The sequence below is a fragment of the Mesorhizobium sp. CNPSo 4671 genome, assembly GCF_057784245.1.
Genome location: NZ_JBWLUW010000020.1, coordinates 25,941 through 43,488 on the forward strand (window position 1 = coordinate 25,941; position 17,548 = coordinate 43,488).

The 17,548-nt window shown below is 61.7% G+C and carries 16 protein-coding genes; 9 read left to right on the forward strand and 7 right to left on the reverse strand.

Annotated elements, in window-relative coordinates:
- Nucleotide 1: 1 nt before the first annotated feature.
- Nucleotides 2-892 (forward strand): HlyC/CorC family transporter, encoded by an 891-nt coding sequence (locus tag AC04SF_RS33410; protein ID WP_096450791.1) that lies wholly within the window; start codon nucleotides 2-4, stop codon nucleotides 890-892.
- A gap of 224 nt (nucleotides 893-1,116) precedes the next feature.
- On the opposite strand, the gene AC04SF_RS33415 is transcribed toward AC04SF_RS33410, so the two are convergent.
- The 3 genes from AC04SF_RS33415 to AC04SF_RS33425 are packed head-to-tail and all read right to left on the reverse strand — an operon-like array spanning nucleotide 1,117 to nucleotide 5,949.
- On the reverse strand, nucleotides 1,117-2,658 hold the full coding sequence (locus tag AC04SF_RS33415) for a SpoVR family protein (RefSeq protein WP_096450789.1): 1,542 nt from the start codon (nucleotides 2,656-2,658) through the stop codon (nucleotides 1,117-1,119).
- Nucleotides 2,659-2,667: 9 nt separating this feature from the next.
- On the reverse strand, nucleotides 2,668-3,981 hold the full coding sequence (locus AC04SF_RS33420; RefSeq protein ID WP_488481244.1) for a YeaH/YhbH family protein: 1,314 nt from the start codon (nucleotides 3,979-3,981) through the stop codon (nucleotides 2,668-2,670).
- Nucleotides 3,982-3,999: 18 nt separating this feature from the next.
- On the reverse strand, nucleotides 4,000-5,949 hold the full coding sequence (locus AC04SF_RS33425) for a PrkA family serine protein kinase (protein WP_096450785.1): 1,950 nt from the start codon (nucleotides 5,947-5,949) through the stop codon (nucleotides 4,000-4,002).
- 437 nt (nucleotides 5,950-6,386) lie between these two features.
- Between AC04SF_RS33425 and AC04SF_RS33430 the strand changes: the two genes are divergently transcribed.
- Nucleotides 6,387-7,193, forward strand: coding sequence for an alpha/beta hydrolase (locus AC04SF_RS33430; protein ID WP_488481245.1), 807 nt, complete (start codon nucleotides 6,387-6,389; stop codon nucleotides 7,191-7,193).
- A gap of 143 nt (nucleotides 7,194-7,336) precedes the next feature.
- Nucleotides 7,337-8,890, forward strand: coding sequence for an acetolactate synthase large subunit (locus tag AC04SF_RS33435; protein WP_488481246.1), 1,554 nt, complete (start codon nucleotides 7,337-7,339; stop codon nucleotides 8,888-8,890).
- A gap of 46 nt (nucleotides 8,891-8,936) precedes the next feature.
- On the opposite strand, the gene AC04SF_RS33440 is transcribed toward AC04SF_RS33435, so the two are convergent.
- Nucleotides 8,937-9,239 carry a BolA family protein gene (locus AC04SF_RS33440; protein WP_095204008.1) on the reverse strand — a complete coding sequence of 101 codons (303 nt, stop codon included), beginning with the start codon at nucleotides 9,237-9,239 and terminating at the stop codon, nucleotides 8,937-8,939.
- A gap of 180 nt (nucleotides 9,240-9,419) precedes the next feature.
- On the opposite strand from AC04SF_RS33440, the gene AC04SF_RS33445 reads away from it, so the two are divergent.
- From AC04SF_RS33445 to AC04SF_RS33465, 5 genes are all read left to right on the forward strand, one after another.
- Nucleotides 9,420-10,049 carry a J domain-containing protein gene (locus tag AC04SF_RS33445; RefSeq protein WP_019861454.1) on the forward strand — a complete coding sequence of 210 codons (630 nt, stop codon included), beginning with the start codon at nucleotides 9,420-9,422 and terminating at the stop codon, nucleotides 10,047-10,049.
- Nucleotides 10,050-10,172: 123 nt separating this feature from the next.
- On the forward strand, nucleotides 10,173-11,159 hold the full coding sequence (cobS, locus tag AC04SF_RS33450; RefSeq protein ID WP_023776798.1) for a cobaltochelatase subunit CobS: 987 nt from the start codon (nucleotides 10,173-10,175) through the stop codon (nucleotides 11,157-11,159).
- Between the two features lie 78 nt (nucleotides 11,160-11,237).
- Nucleotides 11,238-11,624: a hypothetical protein gene (locus AC04SF_RS33455; RefSeq protein WP_488481247.1), complete on the forward strand. Its 387-nt coding sequence runs from the start codon at nucleotides 11,238-11,240 to the stop codon at nucleotides 11,622-11,624.
- A 9-nt stretch (nucleotides 11,625-11,633) separates the two neighbouring features.
- Nucleotides 11,634-13,532, forward strand: a complete 1,899-nt coding sequence (gene cobT, locus AC04SF_RS33460; protein WP_096450776.1) for a cobaltochelatase subunit CobT — start codon at nucleotides 11,634-11,636, stop codon at nucleotides 13,530-13,532.
- Nucleotides 13,529-14,557: an esterase-like activity of phytase family protein gene (locus AC04SF_RS33465; RefSeq protein ID WP_488481248.1), complete on the forward strand. Its 1,029-nt coding sequence runs from the start codon at nucleotides 13,529-13,531 to the stop codon at nucleotides 14,555-14,557. Before cobT ends, AC04SF_RS33465 begins: the two co-directional genes overlap by 4 nt.
- Before the next feature lie 87 nt (nucleotides 14,558-14,644).
- Here AC04SF_RS33465 and AC04SF_RS33470 read toward each other — a convergent pair whose 3' ends face one another.
- The 3 genes from AC04SF_RS33470 to rpmB form a co-directional block, all read right to left on the reverse strand.
- Nucleotides 14,645-15,319 (reverse strand): spermidine synthase, encoded by a 675-nt coding sequence (locus tag AC04SF_RS33470; RefSeq protein ID WP_488481249.1) that lies wholly within the window; start codon nucleotides 15,317-15,319, stop codon nucleotides 14,645-14,647.
- A 3-nt stretch (nucleotides 15,320-15,322) separates the two neighbouring features.
- Nucleotides 15,323-16,003 (reverse strand): queuosine precursor transporter, encoded by a 681-nt coding sequence (locus AC04SF_RS33475; protein WP_488481250.1) that lies wholly within the window; start codon nucleotides 16,001-16,003, stop codon nucleotides 15,323-15,325.
- A gap of 158 nt (nucleotides 16,004-16,161) precedes the next feature.
- The gene (gene rpmB / locus AC04SF_RS33480; RefSeq protein ID WP_010911765.1) at nucleotides 16,162-16,458 is read right to left on the reverse strand and encodes a 50S ribosomal protein L28; all 297 of its coding nucleotides are present in this window, start codon (nucleotides 16,456-16,458) and stop codon (nucleotides 16,162-16,164) included.
- A gap of 259 nt (nucleotides 16,459-16,717) precedes the next feature.
- Between rpmB and AC04SF_RS33485 the strand changes: the two genes are divergently transcribed.
- Nucleotides 16,718-17,506 (forward strand): DUF3108 domain-containing protein, encoded by a 789-nt coding sequence (locus AC04SF_RS33485; RefSeq protein WP_488481251.1) that lies wholly within the window; start codon nucleotides 16,718-16,720, stop codon nucleotides 17,504-17,506.
- Nucleotides 17,507-17,548 lie beyond the last annotated feature (42 nt).

Genomic DNA, 17,548 nt, shown 5'->3' on the forward strand with positions numbered 1-17,548 from the left:
GATGGACAACGGCTGGGTCATCGTCACCGTCCTTGCCATCCTCATCCTGCTGGTCATTGCGGTGCGCACGCGCCTTCTCGCCATGTTCGGCTACGAACTGTCGCGCATCGAGCCGCAGCGCTCGAGCCAGGACGAGTTGCGCGGTGCGGTCGACGATTTCCGCCGCGACGGCCAGGTGGTGCGCGAGGATCGCGACCGCATTGGTGGCTTGTTCGACCTCGAAGAGCTCGAAGTCTCCGACATCATGGTCCACCGCACCAATATGCGCTCGGTCAATGCCGACAATGCGCCGGAAGCGGTGGTGCGCGAGATCCTGCAGAGCCCGCACACCCGCATGCCGCTGTGGAAGGGCTCGCTCGACAACATTGTCGGCGTGCTGCACGCCAAGGATCTGCTGCGCGCTCTGAACGAAGTCGGCAATGATTTTTCCAAGATCGATGTGATGAAGATCGCCTCGAAACCCTGGTTCGTGCCCGACACCACGACCTTGCAGGAACAGCTCAACGCCTTCCTGCGCCGCAAGGCGCATTTCGCCGTCGTCGTCGACGAATATGGCGAGGTCGAAGGGCTGGTGACACTGGAGGACATCATCGAGGAGATCGTCGGCGAAATCGCCGACGAGCATGATGTCGATATCCAGGGCGTCAAGCAGGAGGCCGACGGTTCCGTCGTCGTCGACGGCAATGTGCCGATCCGCGACCTGAACCGGGCGCTCGACTGGAACCTGCCGGACGAGGAAGCAACCACGATTGCCGGCCTCGTCATCCACGAGGCGCAGTCGATCCCCGATGAGAAGCAGGCCTTCACCTTCCACGGCAAGCGCTTCATCGTCATGAAGCGCGACAAGAACCGCATCGCCCGGTTGAGGATCAGGCCAGCCGGCGACGCTTAGAGCAGTTCACCGTTTCACGGAAACGGCGAACCGCTCTAACTCTTTGTTTTGACGCAATTCCCAAGGGAAAGCGCTATGCGCTTTCCCGGGAAAACCGTTTCACACTTTTCCTGGAATTGTTCTACAGCCCTTGTTTTTATGCCTGTCGTTTGTCCCGCCGCTGCGCACTTTTGGGCGACATGCGTCAGGCCGAGAGCCGTGGGGACCAGCGCAACCACCGAGCCTCATTCTGCGATCTGGCTCGTCGAGCGTTCGTGGATCGTCAGGCCCGTCTCAGCGTCGACAGCCGCCAAACTGACCTCATAACCCCAAAGCCTCCGGATGTGACGAAGCGTGGCGTCACGGCTGGCATCCTCGAGAAGGATGCCGTGATTCACCTTGTGCTGCAGTCGCAAATGCCGGTCGCCGAGCAGATCGACATCCACCACCTGAATGTCCGGTCGGTTCGCGCCGACATCGTAGCTGTGAGCAAGCGCGGCGCGTATCTTTTCATAGCCGCGCTCGTTGTGGATCGAGGCAACCTGAAAATGCGGTTGGTCGGCAACGTCGCCGAGCACAAAAAACCGCCACTTCCGGATCAAGGCCGGGCTGAGGTATTGGCGGATGAAGGACTCGTCGCGGTGCTCTGCCCATGCGTCGAGCAGGACCTCGCGCCAGTTTCCGCGGCCGGCGATGTTGGGAAACCAATCCCGATCCTCGGCCGTCGGCTCGGTCGAGATGCGCTGAATTTCCTGCATCATGTCGAGGCCGAGAGCGTAGGGGTTGATGCCGGAAAAGCGCGGATCGTCGAACGCCGGCTGGAAGATCACGTTGGAATGATTGCGCAGGATTTCGAGCATGGCGCCCTCGCTGATCCGGCCGCGGTCGAACAGCATGTTCATCAACGTATAGTGCACGAAGGTGGCGCAGCCCTCGTTCATCACCTGTGTTTGCCGTTGCGGATAAAAATATTGTGCTATGACACGAACGATCCTGATGATCTCACGCTGCCAGGGATCCAGGATCGGGCTGTTCTTTTCCAGGAAATAGAGCAGGTTTTCCTCGGGCAGGTTGAGCGATTTCTTCCACTCCGGGTCTTGGGCCTTGTCGTTGACCCTTTGCTGCGAAGGCGGCAGCGTGCGCCACAAATCGTTGTAGGAGCGCTCTTCGTATTCGAGACGCTCGCGAAGCCCTTCGCGCTGCCGTTCCGACGACAGCTTCGGTGGCCGGCGATAGCGGAACACGCCCTGTTCCATCAGCGCGTGGGTGGAATCGAGGACAGCCTCGACGGTAGCGAGACCGTGCCGCTCCTCGCAACGAGCAATGTAGCTCTTGGCGAAGTCCAGGTAGCTGAGGATCGCCCCAGCGTCCGTCCACTGCTTGAACAAATGATTGTTCTTGAAGAAATGGTTATGCCCGAGCGCGGCATGGGCCGTCACCAAGGCCTGCAGGGCCATGGTGTTTTCCTCCATCAGATAGACGATGCAGGGATTGGAATTGATGACCAGTTCATAGGCAAGCCCGCGCCCGCCTTTGCGATAGAGCAGGTCCTGGTAGAGGAAGTGTTTGCCGAAAGACCAGTGGTGGTACATCAGTGGCATACCGACTGACGAGTAAGCGTCGAGCATCTGTTGGGAGGAGATGATCTCCATCTGCACGGGATAGGTATCGAGATGAAGCTCTTCGACCGCGATTGCCTCGATCGCGTCATAGGTCCGCGACAATTTCGTAAAATCCCAGTCGGATCCGGAAAAAAGCAGATCGGATTTACCGGCTTGTCTGGCCATCGGCCCCTCTCATGCTCTCTTAAGGACAGCAGGCTGTTTGCCGAAGAGCTGGCGAAAGACCGGGTAGATATCGGCGGGCGTGGCGATGCGGCTCATCTGGAAGTTCGACCATTTCAGGTCGATCGCGCTATAGGCACGCCATAGCGACGTCCCGTTTTCGGTCGTGCCGAAGATATGGGCTTCGCGCTTGTCGATGATCTCGACGTAGGCAAAATACTGGCACAGCCGCATGAGCTTCCCGTCGAGCAGGGCTATGCAGTGCTCGGAATCGGTGACGGAATTGTCTCCGTCAGAGGCCTGGGCGGCATAGATGTTCCACTCGCTGGGCGGATATCGCTGCCTGATGATGCGATGCATTTCCTCGAGCGCGGTGGAAACGATGGTACCGCCGCTTTGCGTGCAATTGAAGAACGTCTCCTCGTCAACCTCCTGCGCCTCGTGGGTATGGCGGATGAAGACGATCTCGATGCGGTCATAGCGCCGTTTCAAGAACAGGTGCAGCAGCACGAAGAAGCGCTTGGCCAGATCCTTTTCGCGCTCGCCCATGGACCCGGACACATCCATCAGACAGAACATGACGGCATTGGCGTTCGGCACAGGCTGGGGATCGAAGCGGTTGAATCGGATGTCGACAGGATCGACAAAGGCAATTCGCCTGCGCCGCCGCTCCAACCGGTCAAGCTCCTGCCGCAATGCCGCAATGCGCTGGTGCGCCGCTTCGCTGGATGGCGCCAACTCAAGCATGGCGATTTCCTCGAGGATCGCGTCCAACTCCTCCTGCTTAGGGCGCCTCAGCGCGATGCGCCGGCCGTGGCTGTTACGCATCGTGCGCCCAACATTGATGTTGGTCGGTGAACCGGTGGCGGCGAAGCCAGCCCGGCGCGGCTTGAAGGCAAGGATTTCCTTGAGGTTGAGCTTGACCATATCCGGGAGTTCGAGATCCTCGAAAAAAAGATCGAGCACCTCTTCGCGTGACAGCACGAAACGAAAGTCGTCTTCAGACGCCGTGTTTCCCGGGGACGACGCCCCGGCGCCGACGCCCTGGCCGGGCTTGGGGATCAGGTCTCCAGGGGAGAAATGCCTATTGCCCGGCAGGATGTGCTGGCGCCTGCCGCCGTTCCTGGCGTTGTTGAAGGCCGGCTCGCCCGTGCCTCTTTCGGGCATGGGCACGGCGTGCTCGGCATCCACGTCTGCGATCCTGCCGATGCGGATCTGATCGCGAATGCTCCGCTTGAGCTCTTCCCGCGCGCGCCTAACAAAGCGCTGGCGATTGCCCAGGCTTTTGTCCTTCGGATTCAGGCGACGGTCGATAAAGATAGGCATGGAACCATTCGGGCTTTCTCAACCCGCCTTGTTCACGCGCATGTACCAGTCGACAAGCCGGCGCACCTGCCGCTCGGTGTAGCCGCGTTCCACCATGCGCTGCACGAATTCATTGTGCCGCTTTTCCGTGACGCTGTCCTGCTTGGAGCCGAAACTGATCACCGGCAAGAGGTCTTCGACCTGGCCGAACATGCGCTTCTCGATGACCTCGCGAAGTTTCTCATAACCTGTCCACGATGGGTTGCGGCCGTGGTTTCGCGCCCGGGCACGCAACGTGAATTTGACCACTTCATTGCGGAAGTCCTTGGGATTGGCGATGCCGGCTGGTTTCTCGACCTGCGACAATTCCTTGTCCAATACCTCGCGATTGAGAATCTGGCCCGTATCGGGATCCTTGTAGTCCTGATCCTCAATCCAGGCATCGGCATAGGCGATGTAACGGTCGAAGAGGTTCTGGCCATACTCGCTGTATGATTCCAGATAGGCCTTCTGGATTTCGTGGCCGATGAACTCGGCATAGCGCGTTGCCAGTTCCGACTTGATGAAGTCGAGATAGGCAGCTTCCGTTTCCTTTGGAAACTGCTCGCGCTTGATCGCCTCCTCCAGGATGTAGATCAGATGCACGGGATCGGCAGCCACCTCCTTGGTGTCGTAGTTGAATGTCTGCGACAGGATCTTGAAGGCGAAGCGTGTACTGACGCCGGTCATGCCTTCGTCGACGCCGGCGGTATCGCGATATTCCTGGACCGACTTCGCCTTGGGATCGACCTCCTTGAGGTTCTCGCCGTCATAGGCGCGCATCTTGGTGTAGAGCGGCGAATTGTCGTGCTCGGCAAGGCGGGTCGAGACCGTGAATCGGCTGAGAATGTCCAGCACTTCGGGTGCGCAGGGGCTGGTGGCCAAGTCGCTCTCGCGCAGCAGCTTTTCATAGATCTGCCTCTCTTCGGTGATCCGCAGGCAATACGGCACCTTGACCACGAGGATGCGGTCGAGAAAGGCCTCGTTGTTCCTGTTGTTCTTGAACTGTTGCCATTCCGATTCGTTGGAATGGGCAATGATGATGCCCTGATAGGGAAAGGCGCCGAAATTCTCGGTGCCGTTGTAGCTGCCTTCCTGGGTCGCCGTCAGCAACGGATGCAGGACCTTGATAGGCGCCTTGAACATCTCGACGAATTCGAGCAGGCCTTGCGTGGTCCGGTTCAGTCCGCCGCTGTAGGAATAGGCGTCCGGATCGGACTGGCTGAAATTTTCCAGTTGTCTGATGTCGACCTTGCCAACCAGGGCCGAGACATCCTGATTGTTCTCGTCGCCGGGCTCTGTCTTGGCAATGCCGATCTGGCGCAGCCGCGAAGGCATCAACTTGACCACGCTGAATTTGGAAATGTCGCCGGACAGTTCGTCGAGCCGCTTGGCCGCCCATGGTGAGATGAGCCCGTTCAGCCGGCGTCGGGCTATGCCGTATTTATCCTCCAGCAGGTCGCCCATGCGATCGGGATGGAAAAGGCCAAGTGGCGATTCGAAAACCGGGCTGATCTGGTTACCGACCTTCAGCGTGTAAATCGGGCGCAGCTCCATCAATTTCTTCAGCCGTTCGGCCAGAGAGGATTTACCGCCGCCGACAGGGCCAAGGAGGTAGAGGATCTGCTTGCGCTCCTCGAGTCCCTGGGACGCATATCGGAAATACCCGGCGATGCGCTCGATCGTTTCCTCCATTCCGTAGAAGTCGGAGAAGGAGGGATAGATCTTAACGGTGCGGTTCGAGAAAATGCGGCCGAGCCGTTCATCCTTGCTGGTGTCGACCAGGTTCGGCTCGCCGATTGCCTCGACCATCCGTTCAGGCGCCGAGGCATACATTGATTTGTCCTCTCGGCAAGCAAGGAGATACTGCTGGAGGCTGATTTCTTCCTGGGCCGCGTTCGCATAAATCTCCGAAAACAGATCGAAGACGTCGGACTGATTCTCACGCATGATACTTTGCCCTCAGAGCCGTTCTGGCTGCCGGCTGGCTCATCATATATTCAACTGCCGCAACGCATTTGGGTTCCTTCACATGAAGGAGAGCGTGCGCATCTGTCGTTGAGACCTGGGACACTACCCATGTCACTGAAATTCCTGTCCAAATACTTAAGTGGTGATGGCCAGATGAGGCCGTCAAGGGGTAGATATTGATTTCGTGAACTGAACGACAAGGGCAGTGCATTGATGCGGTCTGAAGCGGCGTGGCGACCCGATGCGAGTTCAACGAAGCCCGGCCGATCCAGCCTCCTCCATAGCGGATGGGTCGCCAAAGCTTGAGGTCCGCATCGATGGTCGATCGCCGAGCCAGACCGCTAAGCATTACCAATCCTTAACTGGACGCTCGCGGTGCCTGCGGGCACTGTTGGCTACACGGTCGGGAGACCACGATGATCGATCGACGAAGCCTCATTCTGGCCTCCGTGGCGGCGGTGCTGCCATTGGGAGCATCGGCCGCGTGGCGCCCGCGCCAACCCGCGCAAAAAACCTTCGACTACGGTCCGGCCAAGCTCGATGTCTACGCGCCCGACGGCGCGAAAAACCTGCCTGTCGTCTTCTTCGTCCATGGCGGCGCCTGGGAGTTTGGCAAACGCAGCCAGGTCGGTGCCAAGCCGGCTTTCCTGCTCGCCAACGGCTTCTGCTTCGTCTCGATCGATTACCGCATGCTGCCTGATGCCGATGTCGCGACCCAGGCCAATGATGTCGAAAAGGCCTATGCCTATGTCAGGGCCAACATCGCCGGCCATGGCGGCGATCCCAGCCGCGTTGTCGGCATGGGCCATTCGGCCGGCTGCCATCTGATCGCCCTGACCGGCATGCGCGGCGGGCTGCCCGGCGTCGCCGGGCTGCTGCTTGACGATACCAGGGCCTATGATCTCGCGGCGCTCGAGACAAATGGCGGCATGGTGCGGGCCTATGCAAGGGTGTTCTCCGATCCGTCGCAATGGGCGGCGCTCTCGCCTGCCAGCTATGTCGATGGCCGCAAACATCCGCCGACCTTCATCGCCTATTCGGGGGCCTCTGGGCGTGGCGAGGATTCGAAGGCCTTTGCCGAGCGTCTGCGCGCCACGGGTACAAAGGTCACGCTGTTCGATGGCAGCACCTATACGCATATGTCGATCAACCGCGATTTCGGCAGGGATGGCGATGCGCTGACCGTCGCAGCGCTGAAGTTCCTGAAATCGACGGTCGGCTGATCCCCGTCGAATTCCGCTTGCCTGTCGTTGGATCATGCCAAAAGCGGCGGCGGGATATTGCCGTGCAGACGTCCATAGTTGCAATTGCTCTCATCTGGCTGTTTTGACGCAATTCCGCTGATCGCCGGACGGGAGAGAAATGCATGAATGGCGCCGATGTCCTGTGCGACGTGCTGCTGGCCAATGATGTGACGGTCTGTTTCGCCAATCCCGGCACGTCCGAAATGCATTTCGTCGCCGCCCTCGACCGCAAGCCTGAGATGCGTTGCGTGCTCGGCCTGTTCGAGGGCGTAGTGACCGGTGCCGCCGACGGCTATGCGCGCATGACCGACCGCCCGGCGGCGACTTTGCTGCATACCGGTCCAGGGTTGGCCAATGGGCTGGCCAATATGCACAATGCCCGGCGTGCGTTCAGCCCGATGATCAACATCGTCGGCGACCATGCCTCCTATCACCTGCCGCTCGATGCGCCGCTCACCAGCGATATCGAAGGTCTGGCGGCGCCGATGTCCAACTGGGTTCGCCGCATCGCGGGGCCAGAAGATGTCCAGCCGGCCACGGAGGCGGCCTTCCGCGCCTCGCTGACGCCGCCTGGCGTCACGACGCTGATCCTGCCGGCGGATGCCGCCTGGGGCGATGCTGCCCCGGCGTCGCCGGGCAAGGTCGTGCTTTCACCGCCGCCGGCTGTCGACAGGGATGCCGTGCGCGAGGTCGCTGCGGCGATCCGTGCGGCTCCGGGCCGTGTTGGCATGATCGTTCGTGGCCACGCCGCGCGGGCCGATGCGCTCGAGATCGCCGGCCAGATCTCGACGGCCTGCGATGTCCGCCTGTTCAGCGAGGTCCTGATCGCGCGCATGCAACGCGGGCGCGGGCGTGTCGCGCCGACACGCATTCCTTATCCGATCGATGCGGCGACGGCGTTGCTAAGCGACATTGACGTTCTGGTGCTGGTCGGCGGCAAGGAGCCGGTCGCCTTCTTCGCCTATCCGGGAAAACCGGGACGGCTTGTGCGCGACGACTGCCAGGTGCTGACGCTCGCCGCCCATGGGCAGGACTTGCATGCGGCGCTGGAAGCGCTTCGCGACGAACTCGGCGTCAAACCATCGCAACAGACGGTGGTTGCGACCGCTTTCCCGGACGAAGCTGCGCCAGGCGGCAAGCTCACCGACGACGCCATCGCGCTGTCGGTGGCGCGCAAACTGCCGGACAATGCGATTGTCTGCGACGAGGCGGTAACCTCGGCCAGGCGTTTCTTCACGCTGTCGGCCTTTGCCGCGCCGCACGACTACATGATGGGCACGGGCGGATCGATCGGCGGCGGCATCCCAATGGCAACAGGAGCGGCGATCGCCTGTCCGGACCGCAAGGTGATCAATCTGGAGGCCGATGGCAGCGGCATGTACACGGTGCAGGGCCTGTGGACGCAAGCGCGGGAAAACCTCGACGTGGTCACGATCATCTTCTCCAACCGCACCTACGCGATCCTGCATGGCGAGATGAAGAATGTCGGCGTCAACGCGATCGGCGAGAATGCCAGGCGCATGCTCGACCTCGACCATCCCGCGCTGGACTGGGTTTCGCTGGCCAGAGGCATGGGCGTGGAGGCGGCGCGCGCCGATACCTGCGAGCAGTTCGACGCGTTGCTGGAGAGCGCCTTATTGCGGCGCGGACCGTTTCTGATCGAAGCGGTGATCTGAGCGCGGAGCAAGGCCCGCTGCGGAAGGTGAACGGTTGAACTGGAACCTACCAGCGCGTCTTTTCGCCGGGAGCCGCCGGCTCGATCGCCAGCGCGTGCACGCCGGCTTTCAATTCGTCGGCCAGCAGTTCGTTGACGGCGCGATGGCGGTCGATACGGCTCATGCCGGCAAAGGTGGCTGAGACCACGCGGACGCGAAAATGCGTCTCGCCGGTACCGTCATAGGCGCCGTGATGATCGGAGCCGTGATGGTGGTGGCCGGCGTGGAGATGGCTTTCGTTGATGATGACCAGCCGCTCCGGTGAAAATGCCTTGTTGAGCTTGTCTTCCATGGTCGCCTGTATGGACATTGCCGTCTCCGTTCACCACATATGACTGGCGCACCAGCGTGAAAACCGGAAATCGGTTCCACAGGGGCCGCTGTCGCGCAACTAAATCCGCCATTCGCCTGCTTTAAGCCGCGATTCAGCGGTTAGGGCGATGATCGCGAAAATGTCAATTCTTGTTTCGCATCTGCGAACGCCCCATAAATGGGTGAGATGAAGCCGTACCCCAAATATTTCGAGAAGATTCGCATCCGCCCGGAGAAGGATGCGGAGCTGAAGTCGCACTCGCCGATCTGCCAGTGGGACGGCTGCAAGGAGCCGGGCACCCATCGCGCGCCGGTGGGCCGGATGAAGGAAGGCGAGTATTTCCGCTTCTGCTTCGACCATGTGCGCGAGTACAACAAGGGCTTCAACTATTTTTCCGGCGTGCCGGACACCGAAGTCGCCCGTTTCCAGAAGGAAGCCATGACCGGCCACCGGCCGACCTGGAAGATGGGCGTCAACGGCGCCTCGACGCGTTCATCGCCCGATATGGCGCAGATGCGCTCCGGCCGCGCCGGTTATTACAACCGCATGCGCGACCCGTTCGACCTGTTCAAGGGGCCGAAGGATCCGCGCGAGGCGCGCGAGCGCAAGGCCAAGCCGCTTGAGGCCAAGGCGCTGGAAACGCTTGGCCTTGATACAAAGGCGACTGGCAAGGATATCAAGGCGCGCTATAAGGAACTGGTGAAACGTCACCATCCGGATGCGAATGGCGGCGACAGAGGTTCGGAAGACCGGTTCCGCGATGTGCTGCAGGCTTATCGCGTGCTCAAACAGGCGGGCCTGTGCTGAGCGACCCTACGGTTTGTGTCGTTTTCCAACTTTCATAAGGTTGGAAAAGGCTCTAAGACCGCCCCCGAACAAAATCGATTGCCGGCGAAACGGGACGTTTCGCCCGTGGAGACGTTGAGAGATATGAACAAGGTCGATCGCGACATCGCCAACCTGCCCGACACGACGGTGTCGGTGAAGGATAAATTCGGCTTCGACTCCAAGATGGTGGTGCCGGCCTATTCGGTGACATCGGAACATGTGCCGGACGTCGATCCGGACTATCTGTTCGACAAGGCGACGACGCTGGCCATCCTTGCCGGCTTTGCCTACAACCGCCGCGTGATGGTGTCGGGCTATCACGGCACAGGCAAGTCGACCCATATCGAACAGGTCGCCGCCCGCCTCAACTGGCCCTGCGTGCGCGTCAACCTCGACAGCCATGTCAGCCGTATCGATCTCGTCGGCAAGGACGCGATCGTGGTCAAGGACGGCTTGCAGATCACCGAATTCCGCGACGGCATCCTGCCCTGGGCCTACCAGCACAATGTCGCGCTCTGCTTCGACGAATATGACGCCGGCCGTCCGGACGTGATGTTCGTCATCCAGCGCGTGCTGGAATCTTCGGGCCGGCTGACGCTGCTCGACCAGAGCCGGGTTATCCGCCCGCACCCGGCGTTCCGGCTGTTCTCGACCGCCAACACGGTGGGCCTCGGCGACACCACCGGCCTCTATCACGGCACGCAGCAGATCAACCAGGCGCAGATGGACCGTTGGTCGATCGTCACCACGCTGAACTATCTGCCGCACGACAATGAAGTGAACATCGTGCTGGCCAAGGCCAAGCACTATCGTGACGGCAAGGGCAAGGACATCGTCAACAAGATGGTGCGCGTTGCCGACATGACGCGCTCGGCCTTCATCAATGGCGACCTGTCGACCGTGATGAGCCCGCGTACCGTCATCACCTGGGCCGAGAATGCCGAGATTTTCGGCAATATCGGCATGGCCTTCCGGCTGACCTTCCTCAACAAGTGCGACGAGCTCGAACGCTCGGTGGTGGCCGAGTTCTACCAGCGCGCCTTCGGCGAGGATCTGCCCGAGAGCGCCGCCAACGTGGTGCTGGGGTAACATCACTCCATGGGAGCAACCCGTCGGACGTTCCTGTGGAGTTTCTCAGTCCTCTGCTTTGGTCTCGGACAGGTAGCCATGGCCCAGGATGAACCATTCAAGCCCGGGCAGACTTGGACGTATCGGGGAGCGACGCCGATATCCTCGCGGGTGATCATAGGTGCGGTCGACAATCTGGAAGGTGAAGATCAACCGGTCGTGTCGATTTCAGTCACCGATGCGCCGATACCGAATGACGGAAAGCCGCTGCAAACTGTTCCCCACCTCCCTATAGCGGCTAACCTGCTTAGGGAGAGTGTGGTTGAGCTTGAGGGGACGGGTACAATTCCAGATGGCTTCGGCCATGGATATGGTCTGTGGAGACAGGCATATGGCAGTGGAAAGGGTGGTTACTTTACAATCTCGGTGGAAGAGATTGTCGGCCTCCTCCGCTCTCAGCTTGGTCAACAGCCTGTGGCGAAATAGAGATAGATAATGGCGGGTCCGGGCGACAACACGCGCAACAAGTCGAAGACGGGGTCTGAAGCAGACAGCTTCAAGCGCGCCGTCACCGTCTGCATGCGCGCCATTGCCGGCGACAAGGAGATGGAAGTCGGCTTCGCCAAGGATCGGCCGGCGCTCGCCGGCAGCCGCGCGCGCTTGCCCGAACTGCCCAAGAAGGCGTCGAAGACCGACATCGCGATCACCCGCGGCCTCGGCGATTCCATGGCGCTGAAGCGCGCCTGCCACGATGCGCGCATCCACACCAAGCTGGCGCCGGAAGGCAAGGCGGCGCGTGCCATCTATGACGCGGTCGAGCAGGCCCGCGTCGAGGCGATCGGCAGCCGTGCCATGCAAGGCGTCGCCGACAATATTGGTTCGATGCTGGAGGACAAATACGCCAAGGCCAACCTCGTCGACGTCAAGGACAAGGCCGACGCGCCGATCGAGGAAGCACTCGCCCTGATGGTGCGCGAGAAGCTGACCGGCCGGCCGGTGCCCAAGAGCGGCGAGCGGCTGGTCGAACTCTGGCGGCCCTGGGTCGAAGAGAAGGCCAAGGCCGACCTCGACGGTCTGTCGGCCAAGCTCGACGACCAGCAGGCCTTCGCCCGCGTCGTGCGCGAGATGCTCGCCTCCATGGAGATGGCCGAGGAACTCGGCGACGACCAGGAGACGGAAGATTCCGAGGACAATGACGACAACCAGCCGCAAGGCGAGGAGCAGAGCGAGGAGGGCGGCGAAGAGGATTCCGGCTCCGAGCAGTCGCAGTCCGAGGATGCCGAGGCTTCGGCCGATGACGAACAGTCGTCCGAGACGGAGGCCTCCGACGCCACCGCCGACGATCTGTCCGACGACGACGATGCCGATGCCGAGACGCCCGGCGAGGCGCGCCGCAACGACAATCCCTTCACCAATCTGCCGAAGGAAATCGACTACAAGGTCTTCACGACAGCCTTTGACGAGACGGTCGGCGCCGAAGAGCTTTGCGAAGAGGAAGAACTCGACCGGCTGCGCGCCTTCCTCGACAAGCAACTGGCCAATCTGTCCGGCGTCGTCGGGCGGCTCGCCAACCGGCTGCAGCGGCGGCTGATGGCGCAGCAGAACCGGTCCTGGGATTTCGACCTGGAAGAGGGCTATCTCGACCCGGCGCGGCTGGTGCGCGTTGTCATAGACCCGATGCAGCCGCTGTCCTTCAAGCAGGAACGCGACACCAAATTCCGCGACACGGTGGTGACGCTGGTGCTCGACAATTCGGGCTCGATGCGCGGCCGGCCGATCACGGTCGCCGCCACCTGCGCCGACATCCTGGCGCGCACGCTGGAGCGCTGCGGCGTCTCGGTCGAGATCCTCGGCTTCACCACGCGGGCGTGGAAAGGCGGGCAAGCGCGCGAAAAATGGCTGAAGGACGGCAAGCCGCCGAACCCCGGCCGGCTCAACGATCTGCGCCACATCATCTACAAATCCGCCGACCATCCGTGGCGGCGGGCCCGGCGCAATCTTGGCCTGATGATGCGCGAAGGCCTGCTCAAGGAAAACATCGACGGCGAGGCGCTGCTGTGGGCGCACAACCGGCTGATCGCCCGGCCGGAACAGCGCAAGATTCTGATGATGATCTCGGATGGCGCGCCGGTCGACGATTCGACGCTTTCGGTCAATCCGGGCAATTATCTCGAGCGCCATCTGCGCGCCGTCATCGAATTGATCGAGACGCGCTCGCCGGTGGAACTCTTGGCCATCGGCATCGGCCATGACGTCACGCGCTATTACAGGCGCGCCGTCACCATCGTCGATGCCGAGGAATTGGCCGGCGCCATGACCGAGCAGCTGGCTTCGCTGTTTGCCGAGGAAAGCGCACGCGACACGCGGCGTGGCGGCATGCGGCGCGCCGGATGATCTTTTCGCGCGGCGGCTTTCGGCAGACGCTCTTCGCCGCCATCGTCCTGTTCGCCGGCGTGGCGTCCGCGCCAGCGGGCGCGGCTGGCTCGGCCCCGGTTGAACCCATCGAGGTTTCGGCCCGCCCGATCACTGAATTCCGCATTGGCCGGACCGACAGGCAGTTCGGTTCGCTCGAATTCGTCGGCGGGCTGGAAATGACCTCGAAATCGCCCGACTTCGGCGCGCTGTCGGCGTTCCGGTTTCTGAAAGCGGGCAGCGATTTCATCGGCGTGGCCGACACCGGCTATTGGTTCTTCGGCACGGTGGCCCGCGATGCCGACAGGCGTCCCGTGGGCATCCAGAACTTCCGCATGCAGCAGATGGTCGACCAGAGCGGCCAGCCGATCGACGAGAAATGGGAGGTCGATGCCGAGGGCCTTGCGGTCAAGGATGGTATCGCCACGGTCGGTTTCGAGCGCAACCACCGCGTCGCCCAGTTCAAGATCGATCCGACTGATATGAAGGGGCCATACCGGCAGCTGGATTTCCTGGTGCCGGCGCGCGAGCTGCGCCAGAACCGCGGCTTCGAGACCGTCACCCATGCCAATTCCAACGGCCAGCACGAGGGCGGTCTGGTCGTGGTCTCGGAAAAGAGCCTCGACAAATCAGGCAACATCTATGCCGCCATCATCGAAGGGCCGCACAAAGGCGTTTTCACCGTCAAGCGCAATGGCGATTTCGACATCACCGACGGCGCCTTCCTGCCGGATGGCGACCTGTTGCTGCTGGAGCGCAGTTTCACCATGGCCGGCGGACTCAAGATGCGGCTGCGGCGCATCTATGGCGAAAGTGTCGATAAGGGCGCCGTCGCCGACGGACCGGTGCTGCTGGACGCCGACATGGGCTACCAGATCGACAATATGGAGGGGCTCGACGTCTGGACCCGCGACGATGGCGCGGTGATGGTGTCGCTGGTCTCCGACGACAACCACTCGATCCTGCAGCGCAACCTCTATCTGGAATTTATTCTGCACCAGGATTGAGTGAGACTCGGCCTGCCTGAAGTTGAGGGTCTTCAACGGCGGGTTCGATTGGGGCGGGTTCGATTTGGAGAGTTACGACGGCTTCAGTCAGGAGCCGTTTGTGGCGATCCAGATGACATGACGCGCGCCACGCTTGCCGTTGGCGCGCGTGTTGACCTCCTCGACAGCGAAGCCGGCCTGCTTCAGCCGCCTGACAAAGCCATTGTCCGGCCCTTGCGACCACACGGCTAGCACACCGCCCGGTCTGAGGGCGCTGCGCGCGGCGCCGAGGCCTGCCAGGCTGTAGAGGGCGTCGTTGCCCTTGTGGACGATGCCCTCGGGGCCATTGTCGACATCGAGCAGGATCGCGTCCCAGGCTTTAGGCTCGGACCGTATCAGCTGGCCGACATCGATCTCCTCTATGGTGACGCGGGGGTCATCGAGACAGCCGCCAAACACCTCCGCCATCGGGCCGCGTGCCCAGGCGACCACCGCCGGCACCAGCTCAGCAACAACGATGCTGGCATCGTTGCCGAGTTCGGCCAAGGCGGCGCGCAATGTAAAACCCATGCCGAGGCCGCCGATCAGGATCTTCGGCTGGCGATGGCTCGCAATCCTTTGGCAAGACAGTTTCGCCAGCGCCTGCTCGGAGCCGCTGAGGCGGCTGTTCATCAGCTCGTTGGTGCCGAGCATGATCGAGAACTCGCTGCCACGCCGCTTGAGGCGAAGTTCCTGGGCACCATCCCCGGTCTTTGCCGAATCGAGCTGGACCCAGGGGATCATGGTTTAGACCGCGACTGCCGGCTGGCTCCAGCGGGCGGCGAGCAGCCGGTAGGGGATGAGCGCGACCACGGCGATGATCAATTTCACCGAGAGGTCGCCAAGCGCCCAGGAGACCCAGCGCATGGCCTCGACGTGGAAGACACCCATCAGCGGCGCCGTTTCGAGCGCGAAACCGTCATTCGGGCCGGCAAAGGCGAAGGCCGCCGAAAATGCGACGGTGAAGAAGACCATGGTGTCGAACACCGATCCGACCAGCGTGCCGACGATCGGCGCCCGCCACCAGCTCTGCCGGCGCAGCCGGTTGAACACGGTGACGTCGAGCAGTTGCGCGGACAGGAAGGCGGCGCCGGAAGCGGCCGCGATGCGCACCAGCCGGGCGGCCGCGGTCTCGAATTCGATCAGGCCATGGCGGAACAGGAAGGGCGGCACGAGGATCGAGCAGACCACAGCCGTCATAAAGCCTACAAAGACGATCCGGCGCGCCACGGCAGGTCCGTAACGGCGATTGGCGAGGTCGGTGACCAGGAAGGAGAAGGGATAGGTGAAAGCGCCCCAGGTGAGCAGGTCGGCCAGCGACAGGCCACCGATCTGGCCCTGCATCGGGAACTGCACGAGGATGTTCGATGCCACGACGACAAGCGCCATGGCGGCCACGAAGGGCAAATATCGCGAGAAGGAAGTCATTTTTTTATCCTGGGTAATGGAACCAGCGGAGCATCATGCCCATCAGGCGGTGCTCGCTTCGTAGTCGAGCACCGGATGTCGAACCTTGCGGATCTACCCGATGCCCAAAGCCAACACGAGGTTGGCCAGGGCGGTCGTCCCCCGCCTTTGATCCGATGTTACGCGGCGACCTGTTCGGCCAGCTTCTTGGCGATCTGCTTCTTCAGCAGGCGCGCGCGCTGCGACAGTTCCTTGACGTCGGCCTTGGCCAGGAAAGCGTCGAGACCGCCGCGATGTTCGACCGAACGCAGTGCGTTGGCCGAGATGCGCAGACGCACATTCTGGTTCAGCGCTTCCGAAATCAGCGTCACATTGACGAGGTTCGGCAGGAAGCGACGCTTGGTCTTGTTGTTGGCGTGGCTCACATTGTTGCCGGTCTGGACTGCCTTGGCAGTGAGTTCGCAGGTGCGGGACATAATTCTAACCTTCAATTCTCTCGGGACCTGCCAAACCTTTGTGCCCACGCCGGGTGGCGCGCGGTTCTGGTCAGGCGGCCTTATGGAAAAAGTTGGCGTTCCATAGTTGCATTTCGCCGGGGCGTCAAGCTCCGGCTTTGCCACGGAAGCGCCCGGCATTTCATATTAAGGCCGGATTTCATCCTATAAGCGGTCTCATAGGGACATGCCAGACCGGAGTCGCCCACCTCCGGCCGAAAATCAAGGATCCGATCCCGCCATGCCTCGTTTGTCTTACGCGCTTGTTGCCGTGCTTGCCGTTGCCTTGCCGTCCGCCGCTTCGGCTGCCTCGCCGCAGTCCTTCAAGGGCGAATACACGGTGTCGTTCCTTGGTCTCTCGATCGCGAGATCGACCTTCTCCAGCCATTACGAGAATGGCGCCTACGCGATCGAAGGCAGCGTGTCCGCCGCAGGCCTGGCCAAACTGTTCGACGACACGCGTGGCACGATCTCCTCCAAGGGCACGATTTCTGGCAAGAAGATGGTGCCGCAGGCTTTCCGGGCCGATTACACCTCCGGCAAGAAAGCATCGGTGGTCGATATCCGCTTCACCAATGGCGCTGTGACCTCGACGCAGGTCATTCCGGCGCCGGAAAAGCGCGATCCCAACAATTGGGTGCCGATCGGTGCCGGCGACCTGGCATCCGTGCTCGATCCGATGGCCGCCACCGTCATCCATGCCGACAGCCTCGACCAAGTCTGCGGCCGCAAGGTCAAGTTCTACGATGGCGAGATGCGCGCCGACCTGACGCTGAACTACGTCTCGAAAGGCACGATCTCGGTGCCGGGCTACAAGGGCGAGACCATCACCTGCCGCATGGGCTTCGAGCCGGTGGCGGGCTATCGCAAGGGCCGCAAGGCGCTCAACTATCTCAAGAACAAAAGCCGCATGATGGTGACGTTTGCGCCGCTCGGCCAAACCGGAGTATATGCGCCGATCCATGCCACGGTGGGAACGCAGATCGGCACCTTGACCATCAGCGCCGGGCGTTTCGAAGCGGTACAATAGGGCACGCCCCTGGGGACAGAGCAGGGCGCGCCACGGGGAGAG